We start from the raw sequence: 21,445 nt of genomic DNA, 5'->3' as shown, positions 1-21,445 counted from the left end.
GTCCAGGATGTTCGCCATGACCGGCGTGCACCGGCCCGTGATCCGCACCCCCGACCAGCGCATCCGGGTCTTCGTGAGCTCGACCCTGCGCGAGCTCGCCGAGGAGCGGCGCGCCGCGCGCGCCGCGATCGAGCGGATGCGCCTGGCACCGGTCATGTTCGAGCTCGGCGCGCGGCCGCACCCGCCCCGCGCGCTCTACCGCTCCTACCTCGCGCAGAGCGACGTCTTCGTGGGCATCTACGCCGACAGCTACGGCTGGGTCGCGCCCGACGAGCAGGTCTCGGGGCTCGAGGACGAGTACAACCTCGCGCCGCCGGAGATGCCGAAGCTCATCTACATCCGCGCCTCCGAGCACCGCGAGCCGCGGCTCGAAGAGCTCATCGACCGCATCCGTTCGGACGACACGGTCGCCTACCTGCCCTTCACGACGGCCGAGGACCTCGAGGAGCAGGTGTCGAACGACCTCGCGACGCTCCTCGCGGAGCGGTTCGACGAGTCGAGGATGCAGCCGGCCGGCGGCGCGGAGGAGATCCCGCCCACGCCCGAGTCGCGCATCCCGGCGCCGCCGACGACGACGATCGGGCGCGAGCGGGAGATCGCCGACGTGCGCGAGCTGTTCGAGCGCGGCACGAAGCTCGTGAGCCTCATCGGGCCAGGCGGCATCGGCAAGAGCAGGCTCGCGATCGAGGTCGCGCAGCACACGGCCGACCTGTTCCCGGACGGCCGCTACTTCCTGCCGCTCGAGGGCGTCTTCGAGCCGGGTCTGCTGCTGCCCACGATCGCGTACGTGCTCGGCATCCGCGACAACGGCGAGGCGGCGCTCGAGGAGCGCATCGCGCGCGCCCTCGCCGGTCGACGCGTGCTGCTCGTGCTCGACAACTTCGAGCAGATCGTCGAGGCGGCACCGCTGCTCGTGCGGCTGTTCGACGTCGCGCCCAGCGCGAGCATGCTCGTCACGAGTCGCACGGTGCTGCGGATCCGCGGCGAGCGCGTCTACGAGGTGGGCGCGCTCGGCGTGCCCGATGCGGTCTTCCATGCCGCGGCGGCACGCGTGCTCCGCTCCCCCGCGGGCGCGCTCTTCGTCGACCGCGCGCAAGCGGTGAAGCCCGACTTCGCCCTCACCGACGAGAACGCCCGCGCGGTCGCCGACATCTGCCGGCGGCTCGAGGGGCTGCCGCTCGCGATCGAGCTCGCGGCGGCGAAGGTGCGCCTCCTCACGCCGAGCGGCATCGCGCAGCGGCTCGAGCAGAGCCTGCCGCTGCTCACCGCGGCCGCGCGAGACCTGCCCGACCGGCACCGCACGATGCGGGCGACGATCGACTGGAGCGTCAGCCTGCTGCCGGCCGAGCAGCGAGCGCTGCTCGAGGACCTCGGCGTCTTCGCCCGCCAGTTCACGCTCGAGGCGGTCGAGGCGCTCGGCACCGGCAGGCCCTGGGAGGGGCAGGCGATCGACGGCATCGCCGCGCTCGTCGACGCATCCCTCGTGAAGCAGGCCGAGATCGGTGGCCGCTCGGTGCTGTCGCTGCTCGCGGTCGTCCGCGAGCACTCGCTCGGCCGGCTCAAGGAGCACGGCGAAGCGGGGCAGATGCGCGCCGCGCACGCCGACTACTACAGCGACCTCGTCGCCGCGCTCGCGCCCGGACTGCGCGGCGCCGGGCAGAGCGACGCGGTCGTGCAGCTGGGCCTCGAGCTGCCGAACCTGCGCGCCGCCGTGCGCCACCTCGTGCACATCGACCGGCTCGACGACGCGGGCGATTTCGCCTGGCGACTGCTCGTCTACTGGTGGATCGCCGGCTTCTTCGGCGAGGTGCGCGTCTGGATGCTCGAGCTGCTCGGCAAGGACCAGCCGATCACGCCGCACACGCGCGCGGTCGCGTGGTTCTTCGCGCTCTGGAGCGAGATGTGGCAGCACCCGACGGAGGAGGTCGTGGCGGGGCTCGGCGAGTGCGTGCGGCTGTTCACCGAGAGCGGCGACGGCGATGCCGCGGCGATGGCGTCGGCGGCGCGCGCGACGGCCAGGCTGCAGCTGCCGCTCCCCGACCTCGACGCCGCGGAGCGCGAGCTCAGCGAGGCCGTGGAGCGGCTGCGCGAGCTCGGCAACGCGTGGGCGGAGGCGATCACCGAGGTGTCGCGCGGCCGGCTCGCGTGGCTGCGCGGCCTCACCGACGACGCGCAGGCGTGCTTCGACCGGGCGACGGGCGTCGCCGAGGCGGTCGGCGACCAGTTCACGCTGTCGGTCGCCGGCAACCACCAGGCGCGGCTGCAGCTCGTGCGCGGCGACGTCGACGTCGCCGAGGCCGGCTGCGTGCGCACGCTGCTCGTCTCGGTGCGGCTGCACTTCGAGGAGGGCGTCGCGTACGCGCTCGAGGGCCTGTGCGCGGTGGCGGCCGCACGGGGCGAGGCCGAGCGCGCGGGGATGCTGTCAGCCGTCGCCGACGCCATCCGGCACCGCATCGGCGTCTTCGATGCCGAGGCGTTCACCGTGCACACGCCGCAGCTCGACGCCATCCGCGCGGCAGAGCCGGCGGCGGTCGCGGAGGGCGAGCGGCGCGGACAGGAGTTGACCGTCCCCGAGGCGATCGTGCTGGCGCTGCCCGAGCGCGAGCGCGCCGGCGTCGCGAGCGCGCTCGCGCACTGGTGAGCCGCCGGCTCCACGGTTCGCCCCGGCCGCTCGGATAGCGTGGCCGGATCGAGCGAGGGAGCACCATGAGCGACACGAGCGCATCCGCCGACGCGGCGGCGACCGCCTGGCACGGGCAGGAGGGCGACCCGATCGTGGTGCTCGCCCACGACTGGAACGGCCGGCTGCCGTGGATCGACGAGTTCGCCGCTCGGCTGGCCGCCGAGGGCTTCCGGGTCGCGGTGCCCGACTTCTTCGACGGGCGCACCGCGACGGGCGACGCCGAGGCCGGCGCGCTGCTGCGGGAGCGCCTCGCCGACCTGCCGGGAGCGCTGCACCTCGTGAGCGAAGCGATCGGCGAGGCGCGCGCGCTCGGCAGCGCGCACGCCGCGGTCGTCGGCTTCTCGATGGGCGCGTCGATCGCGCTCGCCTACGCGGCGCAGGGCTCGCTCGACGCCGTCGTCGCCTACTACGGCTCGGCGCGCGGCGGCGTGACGCCCCGGGTGCCGATCCTCTTCCAGCTCGCCGAGACCGACGACTGGAGCGGCGTCGAGTCGCCCGAGGCGCTGCAGTCGCGGCTCGCGGGCGAGGGCTTCGACGGCGTCGAGCTGCTGCACCACGAGGGCGCCGTGCACGGGTTCCAGAACGCGCAGATCGAGCAGCGGTTCCACGCGGATGCGTCTGCGGCGGCGTGGGAGACGACGCTCGCGTTCCTGCGGGAGCACCTGCAGCGCGTCGAGTAGCGCGTCTCGCTCCGGGCCCGCGGTCCTACTCGACGAGCGGAGTGGCGGGGGTGCTCGGCGCGGCCGCGAACGTCGAGCGCAGCAGCCGCTCGAGGGCCGGCACGCCCTCCGCGAGCGCCGCGCGCTGCCGCGCCGCGCCGTTGCCCTCGGTGCGCAGCCGCTCGATGAGCGCTTCGACCCGCTCGCGGTCGCCCGCCGCGTCGAGCGCCGGGCCAGCCGCCTCGAGCAGCCGCCCGATCACGTGGCGGGCGGGAGCGATGGACGCCGTGACCGGGTCGACGAGCACGTCGTCGAGCCCGTGCCGCGCGGCGTGCCAGACCGCGGCGTCGAGGTGCTCGGCGTGCGCGGCCGCATCGGCGTGCGGCAGGTCGCCCGCGGCCGCCGACTCGACGAGCGCTCGCGTCAGCAGCGCGACGCCGACCGACTCCTCGGCGCTCAGCTGGGCGTCGAACACCCGCAGCTCGACCGTCGGGTAGCGCTCCGCGAGCCGCATCATCCAGAACACCGAGCTCGCGTCGAGCGTCGCGCCCAGCCCGATGAGCGCGCGCACGCGCCGCTCGTAGTCGGCGGCGTCGGCGAACTCCGGCGGCACCGACGCGGTCGTGAAGCGGCGCCCGACGATCGTCCGCCAGCTCGCGAAGCCCGTGTCGGCGGCACCGAAGCACGGCGAGTTCGCGGTGAGCGCGAGGAGCGGCGCGAGCCACGGCCGCAGCGCGCGCATGACTTTGACCCCCTCCTCGCGCGAGGCCACCGCGACATGCACGTGCAGCCCCTGGATGCGGTGGTCCGGGTGGATCGCGCCGAGCTCCTGCACGAAGCGCGCGTACCGCTCCCCTGCCGCGGTCGCGGAGCGGCCCGCGCCGAATGCGGTGCCGGTGCTCGCGGCGATGAGCCCGCGGCGCGCGACGGCACCGGCGACCGCGCGACGGAACTCGCCCACGACCCGGTCGGCCGCATCCGCATCGGCGAGCACGGGCGACGAGAACTCGATCTGCGCGCGCAGGAACTCGTGCGTGATCCAGTGCATCCCGGACTCGAGCTCGACGAGCTCGGCGATCACCTCGTCGGCGACGTCGACCGGCACGAGCGAGCCCGGCTCGAGCAGGATGACCTCCTCCTCGATGCCGAACGTGCGCGGTGCGCGGCGGACCGGCTGCTCGAGCGTCATGGCCGGATTGTGCTCGACGAACCTGGAACCCACCAGGGTCGGCGGCCCGTGGACTCACAGTCGAGGGCACTGGTGGAGTCCAGGTCGATCAGGGAAAGTGTGCTCATGCGCGCCATCTGGAAGGGCTCCATCACATTCGGGCTCGTCAACGTGCCCGTCAAGCTCTACTCGGCCACCGAGGAGCACGACCTGCAGCTGCACCAGGTGCACGACGCCGACGGCGGACGCATCCGGTACGAGCGCAAGTGCGAGGTGTGCGGCAAGAAGGTCGAGTACTCGCACATCGACAAGGCGTACGACGACGGCGAGCAGACGGTCGTGCTCACCGGCGACGACCTCGACGCGCTGCCCGCGGAGCGCAGCCGCGAGATCGAGGTGCTCGAGTTCGTGCCGAACGAGCAGATCGACCCGATCCTCTTCGAGCGCAGCTACTACCTCGAGCCCGACTCGAAGAGCCCGAAGGCGTACGTGCTGCTGCGGCGCGTGCTCGAGGAGACCGAGCGCACCGCGGTCGTGCGCATCTCGCTGCGGCAGCGCACGCGGCTCGCGACCATGCGGGTGCGCGACGACGTGCTGCTCGTGCAGACGATCCGCTGGTCCGACGAGGTGCGAGCGGCGGAGTTCGCGTCGCTCGACGACGACGTCACCGTCGGCAAGCGCGAGATGGACCTCGCGCGCTCGATCGTGCGCGACCTCGAGGCCGACTTCGAGCCCGAGCAGTACGTCGACGAGTACCAGGAGCAGCTGCGCACCCTCGTCGAGGCGAAGCTCGACCAGGGCGAGGCGCTCGACACCGCCGCGACGTTCGGCGAGACCGACGACGACGAGGGCGCCGAGGTGATCGACCTGCTCGAGGCGCTGCAGCGCAGCGTCGAGAAGCGCAAGGGCTCGAGTGCCTCGAGCGATGCGGATGCGACGGACGACGAAGAGGGGTCGTCCGGCTCGACGCGCGGCCGGGCGTCGAAGGCTGGATCGTCGAAGGCGGCGTCGTCGAAGGCCGCGTCGGACGAGGAGTCGACCGCGACGAAGACGCGCACGGCGAAGAAGCCGGCGGCGAAGTCGGGCGCGACGTCGACCGCTGCCAAGAAGCCCGCGGCGAAGAAGCCCGCGGCCAAGTCGACGTCGGCGACGTCGACCGCGAAGAAGCCCGCCGCGAAGTCGACCGCCGCGAGCAAGCGGAAGTCCGCCTGAGGTGGCGGCGGCCGACCGGATCGTCGTCGGCGGGCGGTCCCTGCGCTTCTCGAACCCCGACAAGGTGCTGTACCCGTCGACCGGGACGACGAAGCGTGACGTGCTCGAGTACGTGCTGCGCGCATCCGAGCCCCTGATCGCCCACGCGGGCGGCCGGCCCGTGACGCGCAAGCGCTGGACCGAGGGCGTCGGCACGGAGCAGAAGCCGGGGCAGGTGTTCTTCCAGAAGACGCTCGAGAAGGGTGCCCCCGATTGGGTGCGGACGGTTGAGCTGCAGCACTCGACCGGGCCGAAGCAGTACCCGGTGCTGACCGAGCCCGCGGTGCTCGCGTGGATGGCGCAGATGGGCGCGCTCGAGCTGCACGTGCCGCAGTGGCGGATGCTCGACGGCGAGCGCCAGAACCCCGACCGCCTGGTGCTCGATCTCGACCCCGGGCCCGGCGCCGATCTCGACGACTGCGCGCAGGTCGCGCTCTCGGTGCGCGAGCTGCTCGAGGACATCGGGCTGCACCCGGTGCCGCTCACGAGCGGGTCGAAGGGCATCCACCTCTACGCGCGACTCGACGGCACCGTCACGAGCGAGCAGGCGAGCGAGGTCGCGCACACGCTCGCCCGGTCGCTCGAGGCGATGCATCCCGAGCTCATCGTGAGCGACATGAAGAAGGCGCTGCGCACGAACAAGGTGCTGCTCGACTGGAGCCAGAACTCCGGCTCGAAGACGACGATCGCGCCCTACTCGCTGCGCGGCCGGCTGCGCCCGACCGTCGCCGCTCCCCGCACGTGGGAGGAGGTCGAGGCGGGCGGGCTGCAGCAGCTCGAGCACCTCGAGGTGCTCGAGCGGCTCGAGCGCGACGGCGACCTCATCGCCTCGCTCGACCCGCCGCCCGACCGGCTCGCGAAGTACCGCGGCATGCGCTCGGCGCACCGCACGCCCGAGCCCGTGCCCGCCGACCCGCCGACCTCGACGGACGGCCGCTCGTTCGTGATCCAGAAGCACCAGGCGAGCCGGCTGCACTACGACTTCCGGCTCGAGCACGACGGCGTGCTCGTCTCGTGGGCCGTGCCCAAGGGGCTGCCGTCGACGCCGAAGCAGAACCGGCTCGGCGTGCAGACCGAGGACCACCCGCTCGAGTACGGCTCGTTCGAGGGCACGATCCCGAAGGGCGAGTACGGCGCGGGCACCGTGCAGATCTGGGATGCGGGCAGCTACGAGCTCGAGAAGTGGCGCGACGACGAGGTGATCGCGACGCTGCACGGGCGGCCCGACGGCGGGCTCGGCGGCGATCCCTACCGGTTCGCGCTCATCCGCACCGACGCCGACAAGCGGCAGTGGCTCGTGCACCGCATGAAGGAGCAGGACGCGGAGCGCGACGCGCGGCTCAAGGGCTACGCCCCGTCGAAGGCCGAGCTGGCGCGGCAGGCGAAGGGCGAGGCCGGCGACGAGGCCGAGTCGGTGCCGGCCGCTCCGCGACGGAAGCTCGGACGCAGGCTCAGCGCGCCGAACGCCCCCGCCCCGCGCGCGAAGGGCGACCGCCCCACCGACCTGCGGCCGATGCTCGCGACGCTCGGCGACGCATCCGAGATCGACGACGACCGCGAGTGGTCGTTCGAGGTGAAGTGGGACGGATGGCGCGTGATCGTCGAGCGCGTCGGCACGACCGTGCGGCTGCTGAGCCGCAACGGGCGCGACCTGTCGGGCGCGTTCCCCGAGCTCGTCGAGGCGGTGCCGAAGGCGGTCGATGCGGATGCGGTGCTCGACGGCGAGATCGTGATGCTCAAGCGCGGGGCGGCCGACTTCGAGGCGCTGCAGGATCGCGGCGGGCTGAGCGGGCGGCCCGCCGCCCGGGCCGCGAAGGCGACGCCGGCGACGATCATGCTCTTCGACCTGCTCGAGCAGGATGGCGAGCGGCTCGTCAACGAACGGCTCGACGACCGGCAGTCGCGGCTCGACGAGCTCGTGCACGAGAGCGCGCGCGTGAAGATCTCGAAGCCGCTGCGGGGCTCGCTCGAGCGGATCCTCGAGGTGACCGCCGAGCGCGGGCTCGAGGGCGTGATGGCGAAGCGGCACGACAGCCGCTACCGGCCCGGCAAGCGCAGCGACGACTGGCGCAAGCTCAAGCACCTCGAGGTGCAGGAGGTCGCGGTGGTCGGGTGGCTCGAGGGCAACGGCTCGCTCGCCGGCACGGTCGGCTCGCTCGTGCTCGCCCGGCCGGGCGACGACGGGCGGATGCGCTACGCCGGCCGGGTGGGCTCGGGCTTCTCGGCGGCCGAGCGCGACCGGCTGCGGGATCAGCTGCGGCCGCGGCGCACGGCGCCCGCGATCGAGGGGCTGCCGAACGACGTCGCGAAGAAGGTGCGCTGGGTGCGGGCGGCCGTCGGCGAGGTCGAGCACACGGAGCAGACCGCCTCGGGCGCCCTCCGCCACCCGGTCTGGCGCGGCTTGCGCGCCGACAAGGCGCTCGCCGACCTGAACCCGTCCTGACGACGCCGGTCGAGCAGCAGCCGGCGCAGTCGGCCGCGCATCGAGACCCCCGCCCCGCTGGCAGACTCCTCCTCATGACCACCGACCTCCTCGACCTCGCCTCGCTCCTCACCGACGAGGAGCGCGCCGTGCAGTCTCGCGTGCGGGCGCTCGTCGACCGCGAGATCCGCCCGCAGATCGCCGACTGGTTCGAGCGCGCCGTCTTCCCGCGGGAGCTCGTCCCCGCGCTCGCCGCCGAGGGCCTCCTCGGCATGCACCTGACCGGCTACGGCTGTGCCGGCCGCAGCGCCGTCGAGTACGGCATCGCCATGCAGGAGCTCGAGGCCGGCGACAGCGGCATCCGCACCTTCGTGTCGGTGCAGGGCTCGCTCGCGATGACCGCAATCGCGAAGCACGGCTCCGAGGAGCAGCAGTCCGCGTGGCTGCCTCGCATGGCCGCCGGCGAGGCGATCGGCTGCTTCGCCCTCACCGAGCCGGATGCCGGCAGCGACCCGGGCGCGATGCGCACGTTCGCGCGCCGCGACGGCGACGACTGGATCCTCGACGGCGAGAAGCGGTGGATCGGCCTCGCGTCGATCGCCGACGTCGCGGTCGTGTGGGCGCAGACCGACGACGGCGTGCGCGGGTTCCTCGTCGAGACGTCGACGCAGGGCCGCCCGACGCCCGGCTTCACGGCCACGCCGATCGCGCCGAAGCTCTCGATGCGGGCATCGATCCAGTGCGACATCGCGCTCGACGGCGTGCGCGTGCCGGAGTCGATGCGGCTGCCGGATGCGCGCGGCCTGCGGGCGCCGTTCGAGTGCCTGGGCGAGGCCCGGTTCGGCATCGCGTGGGGCGCGCTCGGCGCCGCCCGCGACGCGCTCGAGACGACGCTCGCCTACGTGGGCGAGCGCGAGGTGTTCGGCCGACCGCTCGCGGGCATGCAGCTGACGCAGGCGCGGCTCGCCGAGATGGTGCTCTCGCTGCAGCAGGCGCAGCTGCTCGCGCTGCACCTCGGCCGCCGGAAGGACGCAGAGCTGCTGCGCCCGCACGAGATCTCGATGGGCAAGCTCGCCTCGTGCCGGGCGGCGATCGACATCTGCCGCGAGGCTCGCGCGCTGCTCGGCGGCAACGGCATCACGCTCGACCTCTCGCCCATGCGGCATGCCGCGAACCTCGAGAGCGTGCGCACCTACGAGGGCACCGACGAGGTGCACACGCTCGTGATCGGGCAGGCGCTCACGGGCATCTCGGCGTTCCGCGGCTGAGCCACCCGCCGGTCGAGCCGCTCCCGACTCGCGGCCGCCTCACCCTGCCCAGAGCACGAGCCCGGTGAGCTCCTCGACGGGCACGGCACCGAAGTCGCGGGAATCGATCGACACCGCTCGGTTGTCACCGAGGACGAAGACATGGCCGGCAGGCACGCGCATCAGCCCGAAGAACGTCCCGTCGACGTGTCGGGGGTCGACGTACGGCTCCGCGACCGCGACCTCGTCGACGTACAGGACGCCGTCCCGGATGGCGAGGGTCTGCCCGGCGACGGCGACCACGCGCTTGAGCATGCTGCGACCGTCCACCGGGTCGCGGAGGACGACCAGCTGCCCGGCATCGGGGCTGCCCGCTGCCTGCTGCCACCGGCCGACCAGCACCGTGCTGCCCTGCGCCACCGTCGGCGCCATGCTGTCGGAGGCGACCGTGAGGGGCTCGACGACCCACAGGCGCAGGCCCAGCACGGCGGCGACCCCCAGCAGCACCGCCACGGCGATGCCGACGGGGGTCGAAGTCGTCAGCTGCCGTCGTCCCACGAGGCCGGCGCTGCCGTGATCGGATCGTTCGCGTCGACCTCGCCGTCGGCCAGCCCGACGCTGAACTGCACCATCATGTCGTGGTCCTCGTGCGGCAGGTTGTGGCAGTGCATGATGTACTTCCCGCGGTGCGGGCCGAACTTCACGAGCACCCGCACGATCTCGCGCTCGCCGACGTAGACGGTGTCCTTCGGTCCGAGCTCGTACGGGAACGGCGCTTGGCCGTTGCGGCTGAGGACCTGGAAGTCGACCAAGTGCATGTGGATGGGATGGAACCAGCCGTCAGAGCTGTTCTCGAACTCCCAGATCTCGACGGCATTGAGACCCGGGTCGGCGACCACCTTGCGGAATCCGCTCGCCACGACGTCCTGCCACGTGTCCTCGCCGATCGTCCACAGGTTGGTCCGGTCGTTCCGCTTGACCCGGAACCTCCTCGTCTTGGTGGACTGCGCTGTGGTCAGCGACATGATCTCGCTGCCCGCCAGCACCGTGGGGATCGTGTTCCAGGTCGGATCGCCGGTGTTCACCGGTGTGTCGACGACGTCGAACGCCATGATCTTGTCGGTGTTGGCGTAGGCGACGTTGTTGTCGTTCGAGAGGTTGCGCAGCAGGATGCGCTGACCGTTCGTGTACTTGCGGAAGTCGATCAGCACCTCGTAGCGCTCAGCGCTGGCATGCCGGTAGCTCGAGACGCTGCGCGCGACCGGCATGAGGCCTCCGTCCGTCGCCACCACGATCAGCGGGTCGCCGGTGCTCAGCGTCGGCCGCAGCGAGCGCGAGATGCTGGCGTTGAGAATGCGGAAGCGGTAGACGCGCCGCTGCACCTTCATCGTGGGCCACGGCTTCCCGTTGACCAGGATCACATCGCCCCACAGCCCGGAGTGGCTGTTGTGGTCGTAGCCGAGGCTCCCGTTGGCCGCGAACATCGCGTCGTTGATCGTGAGGGCCACGTCGAACTCGCCCTGCGGCAGCAGCTGACGCTCCTGCGGGTCGTGGACGTGGTACTGCGCGGCGAGTCCTGCGTAGACGTTCAGAGCCGTGGTGTGGACGCTGTGGTCGTGGTACCAGAGGGTCCTCGCCTGCTGGTAGTTGGGGTACTGGTAGTCCTTCTTGAACCCCCGGTTCGTGAGGTCGCTCGCGTAGCCGTCGAACTGCGGCAGCGAGGCCGAGCCGTGCAGGTGCGTCGACGTCGCCAGCAGGTGGCCGCCGAACGGGTGCCGCAGGGGAAGCTGGTTCCGCACCCGCAGCACGGCCTTGGTGCCCCGCTCGACGCTGATGGTCGGTCCGGGGAAGATGCCGTTGTACCCGAGGATCGGCGTCCGCAGGCGCGGCAGGATCGCCGCGACCGCTGCCATCTGCGTCACCGTGTAGTACTGCACCGGGTGGCCGTCCACCGGGTCGATCCCCGTCGCGTTCGGCTGCAGGATGGGCGCGCGCGTGAGGGCGGTCAGGTACGGCCGCGGCATGTCGGCGGTGCTCAGCCGGCTCGCGGACTTCGCGTCGACGTTCGCGAGCGGGATGGCCAGCGCGCCTGCTGCGCCGAGCACACCGACTCCGCCGGCCAACAGGAACTGGCGTCGTGTCAGAGCCATCGGTCTCTCCTCGCCTCGGGTGCACGACCGAGGATCCAGACCGCTGCTTGGAATAACCTTGTTATAGAACGCCGCGACCGGTGCTCGCCACTCGGGCCTCGACGAGCGTGCCCGCGCCCGGCCGCGACATGACATCGAGGGTGCCGCCGACGGATTCGATCGCATCCCGCATGATCTGCAGGCCGAGGTGACCGATCGGCGGGTCGCCGTCGGCGTCGAAGCCGAGACCGTCGTCGCGGATCGTGAGCACGGCGCTGCCCCCGTCGTCGCGGAGCGAGACCTCGACGGCCCGTGCCGCGGCATGCTTCGAGATGTTGCTCAGCGCCTCGCGGGCGACTCGGTAGAGCGTCGCGGCCGCCTCGCGCTCGGGATCGTCGCCGTGCGCGGCATCGACGGAGACGTCGATCCCGCCTGCACGCAGCGGTTCCGCCAACCGCTCGAGGGCCGCCGGCATGCCGAGCCGCTCGAGGCTCGGCGGGTAGAGCTCGATGGTCATCGCCCGCAACCGGCGCACGCTGTCCTGCAGGATGGAGACCGCATGCTCGAGCAGAGGCCCCTGCAGGGGTGTCGCCCGCACCTCCTCGGCCTCGAGGGCATACGACAGTCCGGAGAGATCCTGCATCACGTCGTCGTGGAGGTCTCGAGCGATGCGTCGTCGCTCGACGTCGGAGACGTCGACGAGACGCTGCAGCAGCTCGCGGCGCGCCGCCTGGTCGGCTTGGATGCGTCGAGCGAGCCTCACGGCCGGCACCAGCTGCGCCAGCTGCAGCACGGCGAGGGCGAGGAGGAGCGCAGGCGCCATGTCGCCCAGCACGAGCGCCTGCTCCGCGCGGACGTCCGCCTCGTCGTAGTGCGCCTCGACGACGAGGGGCACGCCGGAGGCCGACTGCGCTCGCACGGTCACCTCGACCAGCTGACCGGCACCCGCGCCGAACGCATCCTCCAGGTCGCGCTCGCTCTCGATCGTCGCGCTGCCGGCCCCTCCGGCGAACAGATCCCGAGCCCGGTCCGGCAGCGGGAGCTGCTGGCCGATCAGCTCGGCCGCGTCGGAGTAGACCACGCGCCCATCCGCGTCCCAGATCCTGATCCGCAGCACCGGCACGTCGTCGAGCCACGGTCCGAGCCGCGCGTCCAGGCCCTGGATCGCCGCACGATCCCCCGCGAGGAATCGATCCGTGACGAGCGGGCCGATCGCCAGGTCGGCGATGCGCTGCGTGCTGCTCCGAGCGTTGTCGAGCGCGTGGCGCTCGGCCTGCCCGAGGATCCAGAAGGTCACCGGCGTCACGACGATGATCAGGGCAGCGAGACCCATCAGCAGGAACCGCAGCACCGCCGAGCGCACCGCGGATCGCTCCTCGAGCCTCGAGGCGGCTCCGGACCGCTCAGACACTCGAGGCGCTGGCCCACGCACGTCGGCCCGGGACCACCAGCCCGAGGTCGGCAGCGATGACCACAGCCTCCAGCTGCGAGTGCGCGCCGAGCTTGGCGAGGATCGACTTCACATGGCCGCGGCACGTGTGCTCCGAGATCCGCAGCGCCCGCGCGTTGGTCCGCACGTCGCTGCCGACCGCCAGCAGCCGCAGCACGCTGAGCTCGCGCGGGGTGAGGGCCGCCGCTCGAGGGTCGAGCCCCGCGGCCCCGTCCGCGCGGTGCGTCAGCAGCGACGCCTGGACCACGATGCTGCCCGGGCGCGCGTGCCGGAGCGAGTCCAGCAGCGTCGCGAGCGAGCCGTCCTTCGGGAGGTAGGCGCAGATGCCGATCTCGGCGGCGACCTCGAGCGCTTCCGGGCGGGGGTCACCCGTCAGCATGACGATGCGCGCGCTCGGATCGTCGGCGATGATCATGGCGGCAGCACGAAGCCCATCGCCGTCCGGCAAGTGGTGGTCCATCACCACGACATCCGGGCGGAGTGCGTCGTACGCCGCGAGCGCTGCCTCGACACCGCGCGCCGATCCGACGCACGCCAGGTCGGGCTCCCGCTCGAGCGCGCCCGTCAGCAGCTCCGCGAAGGTGGTGTGGTCGTCGACGATCAGCACGCGGACGATCGCGCCGCCGTCGGTCTGTGCACCCATCGTCCCGCCTGCCGCCCCGTCCGAGCCTTCCGAGTGCGGTCAGTATCCGCCCGATCCGGGCGAACTGAGGAAAGAGTGAGGACTTCTTGGATGCCCGGTCATGCCACCTGGATCGCGCGGCGGAGGAACGATGCGAGCACGTCGCCCGCGTGCCGGACGGCGTCATCCGTGCGGGCCTCCGCGAGATCCTCCTCGAAGCCCGCCTGGGCGCCGCGCACCAGCTGATCGTGCAGCACGAGGAGCGCCGACACCGCATGGGACAGCTCCCCGTGGCCCGTGGCCGTCGCCTGCAGGAGTCGCGTGTGCGCCGCACGCAGGGCGGGGCTCGGCTCGCAGCCCAGCTCGCGGTCGAGCACGAGTCGGCAGCGGCCGTACGCCCGCAGCCCCTCGGCGTACTGACGGCTCCGTTCGAGCGCGAGGATGAGCGCCATCCAGGCTCCCTCATGCAGCGGATCGTCGAGGAGCGCCTGGTTCGCCCACAGGATCGCCTCATCGTTCGCACCGAGGGCTGCGGCCGATTCGGCAGCGAGGACGCGAGCGGCGCTGACCGCGTCGGCGTGACGACGCCGCGCCTCGTCAGCCCACGCGGGCCGGAGCTCATCGCCGAGCAGCGGCCCGTTCGCGAGGGACAGCGCCTGCACGACGAGCGGATGGGCGATCGCCGCCTCGGCGCGTTGCGCGCGGTGCAGGAGGGCGTCGAAGCGTGCCAGGTCGAGGTCGACGACCGACTCGTCGATGAGGTAGCCCCCCGTGGTCGTGCGCAGCGGCCCCGACCTGCCGAGCGCCGGCTGCAGGTGCCTCCGCAGCACGCTCACGTAGCTCTCGAGCGCCGCGCGAGCCTCCCTCGGCACCTTGTCGCCCCACAGCAGATCGATCAGCACGTCCTTCGAGACGGGCACGCCCCGGCGAAGCAGCAGGATCTCCAGGATCTGGCGCGGCTTCGGGCCGCCCAGGTCGTGCGCGTGCAGCACCATGGCGTCGCGGCGCACCTCGAGCGGGCCGATGATGGTGACCGACAGCTGTGCGGGCTCGTCGACGGGTTGCGCGTGCATCGTGCCCCCAGGGTCGCGGTGGTTCAGGTGGACCCATCCTGAGGGCGCGCATCGGGGCGAGACAGCCCCTAGTACAGAGGAGGCACGGGCCCCCAACGCTGGGGGTTCACCGACCGGCGGTGTGGTGCCCGACGCCGAGCGCGAGCCTTCCGCCATGCTCACCCTCGAGCGTGAGCGCGATCGCCCTGTTGGGGATCTCGAACACGAGCGTCGCGCTCACGACCTCCCCCTGCCCAGCGGCGTGCGCCTCCGGCGACGCCCAGACCGGGGGGAGCCGGTCCGTGCTCAGTCCGAAGATCGTGTAGTCCGTGGCGGTGAACTCGATCCCGTCGGCGTCGAGCGCCGTCAGCTCGAGCTCGACGCGGACCAGGTGCGCACCGTCCGGCGTGGGCTCGGTGAGCACGGCCGGCGCGTCGGTCGGGAGCCATCCGTCGCGCTCGAGCGGGATGACCCCGTTGACGCGCGCGACACCGCCGGGGAGCTCGGCGGACGCGCCGAGCGGCGCGATCGGCCCGCTCCTGGCCGTGAGGCCTGCGAGCACGGCCAGCGCCACGCCGATCAGCACCAGGATGGCGACGGCGAGCAGCACCCGCGGGCGACGGAGCCGCTCGAGCAGGGTGGGACGCGCCTGTCGAGTCGCGGCGTCGCGCACCGGATGCCGCGAGGCGTCTGGAAGCTCGCGCTCGAGCGCTGAGAGGGCCATGCGGTCACCCTGGATGGCGAGCCTTGGGAAAACCCTGTCGCCCTCGCGGCGCTGCGAGCCGAGGATCCGGTCAGCTCTGGCGAACGTCCCACACGTGGTGCTCGAGGTCGTGCAGCGCGTAGACCAGCAGCGTCTCGACCGTGAACACGGAGCCGCCCCCGCGCCTGCCGGAGCGGTCCCACGCGTCGGACGGCACCGCATCCGCCGCGTTCGCGAGCTCGGCCGCCGCGAGGTCGAGCTCGACGGCGACGTGCTCGAACGGCTGGTTCGCGTAGTCGCCGTCGATCGCAGCCTGATCCTGATCCCAGTTCGCGAACTCGGGGGCGTCCTCGGTGAGCATCTGGTCGAGCCGTGCGCGCATGACGGTGCAGACATCGCGCACGTGCGCCGCGTACTCGAGCGGCGACCACGTCGACTCGTCGGGGCGCTGCTCGACGCCCTCGCCGTGCAGGCGCGCGTGCATGGCCGCAGCGGCGCCGCGGATGCGCCGACTCACGTCGCTCTGGTCGACGGTCGCGGGGTCGAAGCCGCACTCGGGGCAGCGCTTGCGGAGCACCCAGGTCCAGTCCTTCGTGTCGGGCTCGATCGGCATGCCCAGAGCATGCCACGACGACGCTCGCGCGGCACGGATCATCCCGCAGGATGACGGGCCCGCGACGGCGGGAGGATGCGCCGCCGAGACCGCGATCCATAGCGTCGAGGCAGGCTGAGAGGAGCCCCCATGTCGATGTTCTCCATGCTCGGGACGGTCGCCGAGCTCGCACTCGCGACGCTCGCGCTCGCGACCGGCACCGTCGTCGTGCTCGGCCTCGTCGTCGCGCTCGGCGTCTGGGTCGCGGGCTCGATCGCAGCGCGGTCCGCCCGCCGCAGTTGACGCTCGGACCTCGCTGCGCGCTCGCGCAGCATGAGCGCGCTTGCAAGGGCATCGGCGGGGCAATACGCTATTCCTGAACGATCGGTCACTAATTCGCCATCGTTGACGACGCAGTCAGGAGTCCCATGCCCGAGGCCTTCCTCATCGGCGGCGCGCGCACGCCCGTCGGTCGCTACGGCGGAGCGCTCGCGAGCGTCCGTCCCGATGACCTCGCAGCACTCGTGCTCGGCGAGGCCGTCTCCCGCGCGGGCATCGATCCGGCGCTCATCGACGAGGTCATCCTCGGCGGTGCGAACCAGGCCGGCGAGGACAACCGCAACGTCGCGCGCATGGCCGTGCTGCTCGCGGGCCTGCCCGACTCGGTGCCGGGCATCACCGTCAACCGCCTCTGCGCATCCGGCCTCTCGGCCATCGTGATGGCGTCGCAGATGATCCGCTCCGGCGACGCCGACATCGTCGTCGCGGGCGGCGTCGAGTCGATGACGCGCGCGCCATGGGTGCAGGCGAAGCCCGAGAAGGCGTGGGCGAAGCCCGGCGAGGCCTTCGACACCTCGATCGGCTGGCGCTTCGCCAACCCGAAGCTCGTCGCCCGCGACAAGGCGACCTTCTCGATGCCCGAGACGGCCGAGGAGGTCGCGCGCGTCGACGGCATCTCGCGCGAGGACGCCGACGCGTTCGCGCTCCGCTCGCATCAGCGCGCGATCGCCGCGATCGACGCCGGCCGCTTCGCCGATGAGATCGTCGCCGTGCAGACGCGCGGCACCGAGGTCACCGTCGACGAGGGCCCCCGGCGCGACACGACGCTCGAGAAGCTCGCGAGCCTGCGGCCCGTCGTGGGCGGCGGCTCGGTCGTGACCGCCGGCAACAGCTCGTCGCTCAACGACGGCGCGTCGGCGATCGTCGTCGCGAGCGAGGATGCGGTGCGTCGCCTCGGGCTGACCCCGCGCGCCCGCATCGTCGGCGGCGGCAGCGCCGGCGTGGCGCCCGAGGTCATGGGCCTCGGCCCCGTGCCCGCGACCGAGAAGGTGCTCGCGCGCGCCGGGCTGTCGATCGGCGACATCGGCGCCGTCGAGCTCAACGAGGCGTTCGCGACCCAGTCGCTCGCGACCATCCGCCGGCTCGGCCTCGACCCCGAGATCGTGAACGCCGACGGCGGCGCGATCGCGCTCGGGCACCCGCTCGGATCGTCCGGCGCTCGGCTCGTCGTGACGCTGCTCGGCCGCATGGAGCGCGAGCACGCGCAGCGCGGCCTCGCCACGATGTGCGTCGGCGTCGGCCAGGGCAGCGCGATCGTGCTGGAGCGCGCGTGACCCGCAATCGGGACGGGCGATGAGCGAGAGCCTGCGGATCGAGGAGCGCGGCAGCTTCGTGCTCGCGACGCTCGACCGACCCGAGAAGCGCAACGCGATCGACCAGGAGCTCGTCGACGCGCTCCACCTGCTGTGCGCGCGCCTCGAGGTCGAGCGCCGCACCCTCGTCACCACGGGCTCGGGCGGCACGTTCGCCGCCGGCGCCGACATCGCGCAGCTGCGCGACCGGCGGGCGACCGACGCGCTCGCGGGCATCAACACCAGCTGCTTCCAGCGCATCCGCGCGCTGCCGATGCCGGTCATCGCGGTGCTCGACGGCTACGCGCTCGGCGGCGGGGCCGAGCTCGCCTACGCCGCCGACATCCGCATCGGCACGCCGACGCTCAAGATCGGCAACCCCGAGACGGGCCTCGGCATCATCGCCGCGGCCGGCGCGACGTGGCGGCTCAAGGAGATCGTCGGCGAGGCGCTCGCGAACGAGATGCTGCTCACCGGCAGGCAGCTCGACGCGCAGGAGGCGCTCGCCGCCGGCCTCGTCTCGGCCGTGCTCGAGCCCGAGGCGGCGCTCGAGCGGGCGACCGCGATGGCAGAGCGCATCGCGAAGCTCGACCCGGCAGCCACGCAGGCGACGAAGCGCGCGCTCCTCGCGCCGCGCGACGCCCACCCCGAGATCGACCTCGCCGAGCAGGCGGTGCTCTTCGAGAGCCCCGAGAAGCACCGGCGCATGACCGAGTTCCTCGAGCGGCGCAGCCGCTCCGCAGACGGCACAGGGAGAGCGAAGCGATGAGCGCAGCGATGCAGGACGACACGGATGCCGTGGTCGGCGCAGGCGCCCCGGAGCGCGTCGGCGTGCTCGGCGGCGGCCGCATGGGCGCAGGGATCGCGCACGCGTTCGTGCTCGCCGGCAGCCAGGTGGTGGTCGTCGAGCGCGACCACGAGTCGGCCGAGGCCGCCGAGGAGCGCGTGCGCGCGAGCCTCGAGAAGAGCGTCGCGCGCGGCTGGGCCGAGCCGATCGACGAGCTCGTCGGCCGCTTGCGCGTCGCGACCGACGTCGCCGCGTTCGCCGACGCCGACCTCGTGATCGAGGCCGTGCCCGAGGTTCCGGGGCTCAAGGCGGATGCGCTGGCCCGCGTCGAAGCCGTCCTCACCGACCGCGCGGCGCTCGCGAGCAACACGTCGTCGATCTCGATCGACGCCCTCGCGGCGAACCTCGCGCGCCCCGCCCGCTTCCTCGGGCTCCACTTCTTCAACCCGGTGCCCGCATCCGCCCTCGTCGAGATCGTGCTCGGCGACGCGACCGACCCGGCGCTCGCCAACAGCGCCCGGGCGTGGGTCGAGGCGATCGGCAAGGCGCCCGTGACCGTGCACGATGCGCCCGGCTTCGCGTCGAGCCGGCTCGGCGTCGCGATCGGGCTCGAGGCGATCCGCATGGTCGAGGAGGGCGTCGCAAGCCCCGGCGACATCGACCTCGCGATGGAGCTCGGCTACAAGCACCCCACCGGCCCGCTGCGCACGACCGACATCGTCGGGCTCGACGTGCGGCTCGGCATCGCCGAGCAGCTGCACCGCGAGCTCGGGGAGCGGTTCCGGCCGCCCGAGCTGCTGCGCCAGATGGTGGTCGAGGGCCGTCTCGGCAAGAAGAGCGGCCGCGGCTTCTACGACTGGACGTCCGAGTGACGTCCACCCCAGTGCACCCGACAGACGAGAGAGCGAGTCGACGATGACCCACACCCAGACGCAGACGCAGACGCAGACCAAACTCCTGCCCAGCTACGTGCAGGACGGCTGGTGGCAGCCCACCGACGAGGCCGCCGCCGACGCGACCATCGTGCGCGACGCCTCCACCGGCGAGGAGGTTGTGCGCGTCTCGACGACCGGCCTCGACCTCGCCGCGGCGCTCGAGCACGCGCGCACCGTGGGGCAGCACAGCCTCGCGCCGCTCACCTTCCACCAGCGCGCGATCCTGCTGAAGCAGATGGCGCTCGCGCTCACCGAGCGCAAGGCGGAGCTGTACGAGCTCTCGAGCCGCACGGGCGCGACGAAGAACGACTCGTGGGTAGACATCGACGGCGGCATCGGCGTGCTCTTCACCTACTCGTCGAAGGGGCGCCGCGAGCTGCCGCAGTCGACGATGTACCTCGACGGCCCGGTCGAGACGCTCTCGAAGGACGGCTCGTTCCTCGCCCGCCACATCTGCACGACCCTCCCCGGTGTCGCGGTGCAGATCAACGCGTTCAACTTCCCCGTCTGGGGCTCGCTCGAGAAGCTCGCCCCCGCCTTCCTCGCCGGCATGCCCACGCTCATCAAGCCCGCGACGCCCACGGGCTACGTCGCCGAGCACATGGTGCGCATCCTCGCCGAGTCGGGACTGCTGCCCGCGGGCGCGATCCAGCTCGTATCGGGCTCGGCGCGCGACATGCTCGACCACCTGCGGCTCGGCGACACGGTGAGCTTCACCGGCTCCGCGTCGACCGCCGAGCGCCTGCGCCTCCACGACGTCGTGCAGACCGGCGGCGTGCGCTTCACGGTCGAGACCGACTCGATCAACGCATCCGTGCTCGGCCCGGACGCCGCCGAGGGCACGCCCGAGTTCGACGCGTTCGTGCGCGGCGTCGTGAGCGAGATGACGTCGAAGGCGGGGCAGAAGTGCACCGCGATCCGGCGCGCGCTCGTGCCGACCGGCATGTCGGATGCGGTGGCGAACGCCGTGCGCGACCGCATCGCCGCGAAGGTGGTCGTCGGCGACCCGCGCGCCGAGGGCGTCACGATGGGCCCGCTCGCCTCCATCGAGCAGCGCGACGAGGTGCTGAAGCAGCTCATGAAGCTGCGCGAGGGCGGCGGCCAGATCGTCGTCGGCGGCGACGCGGCTGCCGTCACGCTCGCCGACGGCTCGATCGGCGAGGCGCTCGAGGGCGCGTTCGTCGCACCCACGCTGCTGTCGTTCCGCGACGCCGAGTCGGATGCGCTCAACAGCGTCGAGGCGTTCGGCCCCGTCGCGTCGATGGTCGAGTACGGCAGCCCCGAGCAGGCGGCCGAGATCGTCGCGCGCGGCGGCGGCTCGCTCGTCACCTCGGTCGCGAGCCACGACCCGGTGTTCGTCGCCGAGCTCACGCGGCGCATCGCGCCGCACAACGGCCGCATCCTGCTGCTCGACCGCGACGACATGCGCGCATCCACCGGTCACGGCTCGCCGCTGCCGATGCTCGTGCACGGCGGCCCCGGCCGAGCCGGCGGCGGCGAGGAGCTCGGCGGCATCCGCTCGGTGCTCCACCACATGCAGCGCACCGCCATCCAGGGCTCGCCGACCATGCTCACCGCCCTCACGGGCGTCTGGCACCAGGGCGCCGCGTCGTCGACGGATGCGCCGCACCCGTTCCGCAAGTCGCTGGCCGAGCTGCGCATCGGCGACCAGGTCGTCTCGGAGCGCCGCGAGATCTCGCTCGACGACATCGAGCACTTCGCGGAGTTCACGGGCGACACCTTCTACGCCCACATGGACCAGGAGGCCGCCGAGGCCAACCCGTTCTTCCCGGGTCGCGTCGCGCACGGCTACCTGCTGCTGTCGTTCGCGGCCGGGCTCTTCGTCGAGCCGGCGCCGGGCCCCGTGCTCGCGAACACGGGCCTCGACAACCTGCGCTTCGTGACGCCGGTCTCCCCCGGCGACTCGCTGCGGGTCACGCTCACGGCGAAGCAGATCACGCCGCGCGAGACCGACCCGTACGGCGAGGTCCGGTGGGATGCGGTGCTCACGAACCAGGACGACGAGATCGTCGCGCAGTACGACCTGCTGACGTACGTCGCGAAGGAGCAGTAGCGGCTCGTGCCGCGGGTGCACGAACGGCGGGGGTCCAGCC

Annotated in this window: 18 protein-coding genes; 10 read left to right on the top strand and 8 right to left on the bottom strand. The window is 72.6% G+C overall.

The window, feature by feature from the left end; translation table 11 throughout:
• Positions 1–16 precede the first annotated feature (16 nt).
• Together ABD106_RS09890 and ABD106_RS09885 are read left to right on the top strand one after the other, a co-directional pair.
• Positions 17–2,641, top strand: a complete 2,625-nt coding sequence (locus ABD106_RS09890) for a DUF4062 domain-containing protein (protein WP_343919886.1) — start codon at positions 17–19, stop codon at positions 2,639–2,641.
• 65 nt (positions 2,642–2,706) lie between these two features.
• On the top strand, positions 2,707–3,363 hold the full coding sequence (locus ABD106_RS09885) for a dienelactone hydrolase family protein (RefSeq protein WP_343919884.1): 657 nt from the start codon (positions 2,707–2,709) through the stop codon (positions 3,361–3,363).
• 25 nt (positions 3,364–3,388) lie between these two features.
• On the opposite strand, the gene ABD106_RS09880 is transcribed toward ABD106_RS09885, so the two are convergent.
• Positions 3,389–4,531 (bottom strand): carboxylate-amine ligase, encoded by a 1,143-nt coding sequence (locus ABD106_RS09880; RefSeq protein ID WP_343919883.1) that lies wholly within the window; start codon positions 4,529–4,531, stop codon positions 3,389–3,391.
• A gap of 105 nt (positions 4,532–4,636) precedes the next feature.
• Between ABD106_RS09880 and ku the strand changes: the two genes are divergently transcribed.
• The 3 genes from ku (at position 4,637) to ABD106_RS09865 (ending at position 9,451) form a co-directional block, all read left to right on the top strand.
• Positions 4,637–5,722, top strand: a complete 1,086-nt coding sequence (gene ku, locus ABD106_RS09875) for a non-homologous end joining protein Ku (RefSeq protein ID WP_343919881.1) — start codon at positions 4,637–4,639, stop codon at positions 5,720–5,722.
• 1 nt (position 5,723) lies between these two features.
• Entirely contained in the window at positions 5,724–8,204 is a 2,481-nt protein-coding gene (locus tag ABD106_RS09870) for an ATP-dependent DNA ligase (RefSeq protein ID WP_343919879.1), read from the top strand.
• A gap of 74 nt (positions 8,205–8,278) precedes the next feature.
• On the top strand, positions 8,279–9,451 hold the full coding sequence (locus tag ABD106_RS09865; protein ID WP_343919877.1) for an acyl-CoA dehydrogenase family protein: 1,173 nt from the start codon (positions 8,279–8,281) through the stop codon (positions 9,449–9,451).
• 39 nt (positions 9,452–9,490) lie between these two features.
• Here the strand turns inward: ABD106_RS09865 and lepB are convergent, their stop codons facing one another.
• From lepB to ABD106_RS09830, 7 genes are all read right to left on the bottom strand, one after another.
• Positions 9,491–9,988, bottom strand: a complete 498-nt coding sequence (gene lepB, locus ABD106_RS09860) for a signal peptidase I (RefSeq protein ID WP_343919875.1) — start codon at positions 9,986–9,988, stop codon at positions 9,491–9,493.
• Positions 9,970–11,580 (bottom strand): multicopper oxidase family protein, encoded by a 1,611-nt coding sequence (locus ABD106_RS09855; RefSeq protein WP_343919873.1) that lies wholly within the window; start codon positions 11,578–11,580, stop codon positions 9,970–9,972. Before ABD106_RS09855 ends, lepB begins: the two co-directional genes overlap by 19 nt.
• A gap of 61 nt (positions 11,581–11,641) precedes the next feature.
• Positions 11,642–12,922, bottom strand: a complete 1,281-nt coding sequence (locus ABD106_RS09850; protein WP_343919871.1) for a sensor histidine kinase — start codon at positions 12,920–12,922, stop codon at positions 11,642–11,644.
• A 40-nt stretch (positions 12,923–12,962) separates the two neighbouring features.
• Entirely contained in the window at positions 12,963–13,652 is a 690-nt protein-coding gene (locus tag ABD106_RS09845) for a response regulator (RefSeq protein WP_343919869.1), read from the bottom strand.
• Positions 13,653–13,750: 98 nt separating this feature from the next.
• Positions 13,751–14,704 (bottom strand): AfsR/SARP family transcriptional regulator, encoded by a 954-nt coding sequence (locus ABD106_RS09840; protein ID WP_343919867.1) that lies wholly within the window; start codon positions 14,702–14,704, stop codon positions 13,751–13,753.
• Positions 14,705–14,810: 106 nt separating this feature from the next.
• Positions 14,811–15,407, bottom strand: coding sequence for a hypothetical protein (locus ABD106_RS09835; protein ID WP_343919865.1), 597 nt, complete (start codon positions 15,405–15,407; stop codon positions 14,811–14,813).
• A gap of 70 nt (positions 15,408–15,477) precedes the next feature.
• Positions 15,478–15,999: a DinB family protein gene (locus tag ABD106_RS09830; RefSeq protein ID WP_343919863.1), complete on the bottom strand. Its 522-nt coding sequence runs from the start codon at positions 15,997–15,999 to the stop codon at positions 15,478–15,480.
• Positions 16,000–16,128: 129 nt separating this feature from the next.
• On the opposite strand from ABD106_RS09830, the gene ABD106_RS09825 reads away from it, so the two are divergent.
• The 5 genes from ABD106_RS09825 to paaZ all read left to right on the top strand — a co-directional run bounded on the left by ABD106_RS09825 (position 16,129) and on the right by paaZ (position 21,405).
• A complete protein-coding gene (locus ABD106_RS09825; RefSeq protein WP_343919861.1) occupies positions 16,129–16,281 on the top strand; it encodes a hypothetical protein in 153 nt (50 codons plus the stop codon).
• 125 nt (positions 16,282–16,406) lie between these two features.
• Positions 16,407–17,591: a thiolase family protein gene (locus ABD106_RS09820; RefSeq protein WP_343919859.1), complete on the top strand. Its 1,185-nt coding sequence runs from the start codon at positions 16,407–16,409 to the stop codon at positions 17,589–17,591.
• Between the two features lie 19 nt (positions 17,592–17,610).
• A complete protein-coding gene (locus tag ABD106_RS09815) occupies positions 17,611–18,378 on the top strand; it encodes an enoyl-CoA hydratase/isomerase family protein (protein ID WP_343919857.1) in 768 nt (255 codons plus the stop codon).
• 8 nt (positions 18,379–18,386) lie between these two features.
• Entirely contained in the window at positions 18,387–19,268 is an 882-nt protein-coding gene (locus ABD106_RS09810; RefSeq protein ID WP_343919855.1) for a 3-hydroxyacyl-CoA dehydrogenase family protein, read from the top strand.
• A gap of 43 nt (positions 19,269–19,311) precedes the next feature.
• Complete coding sequence (gene paaZ / locus ABD106_RS09805; RefSeq protein ID WP_343919853.1) at positions 19,312–21,405, top strand: phenylacetic acid degradation bifunctional protein PaaZ; 2,094 nt, start codon at positions 19,312–19,314, stop codon at positions 21,403–21,405.
• The last annotated feature ends 40 nt before the right edge of the window (positions 21,406–21,445 follow it).

It is taken from the genome of Agrococcus citreus, from assembly GCF_039527715.1.
Classification (GTDB): Bacteria; Actinomycetota; Actinomycetes; order Actinomycetales; family Microbacteriaceae; genus Agrococcus; species Agrococcus citreus.
This window is presented reverse-complemented; position numbering and strand designations above follow the sequence as displayed.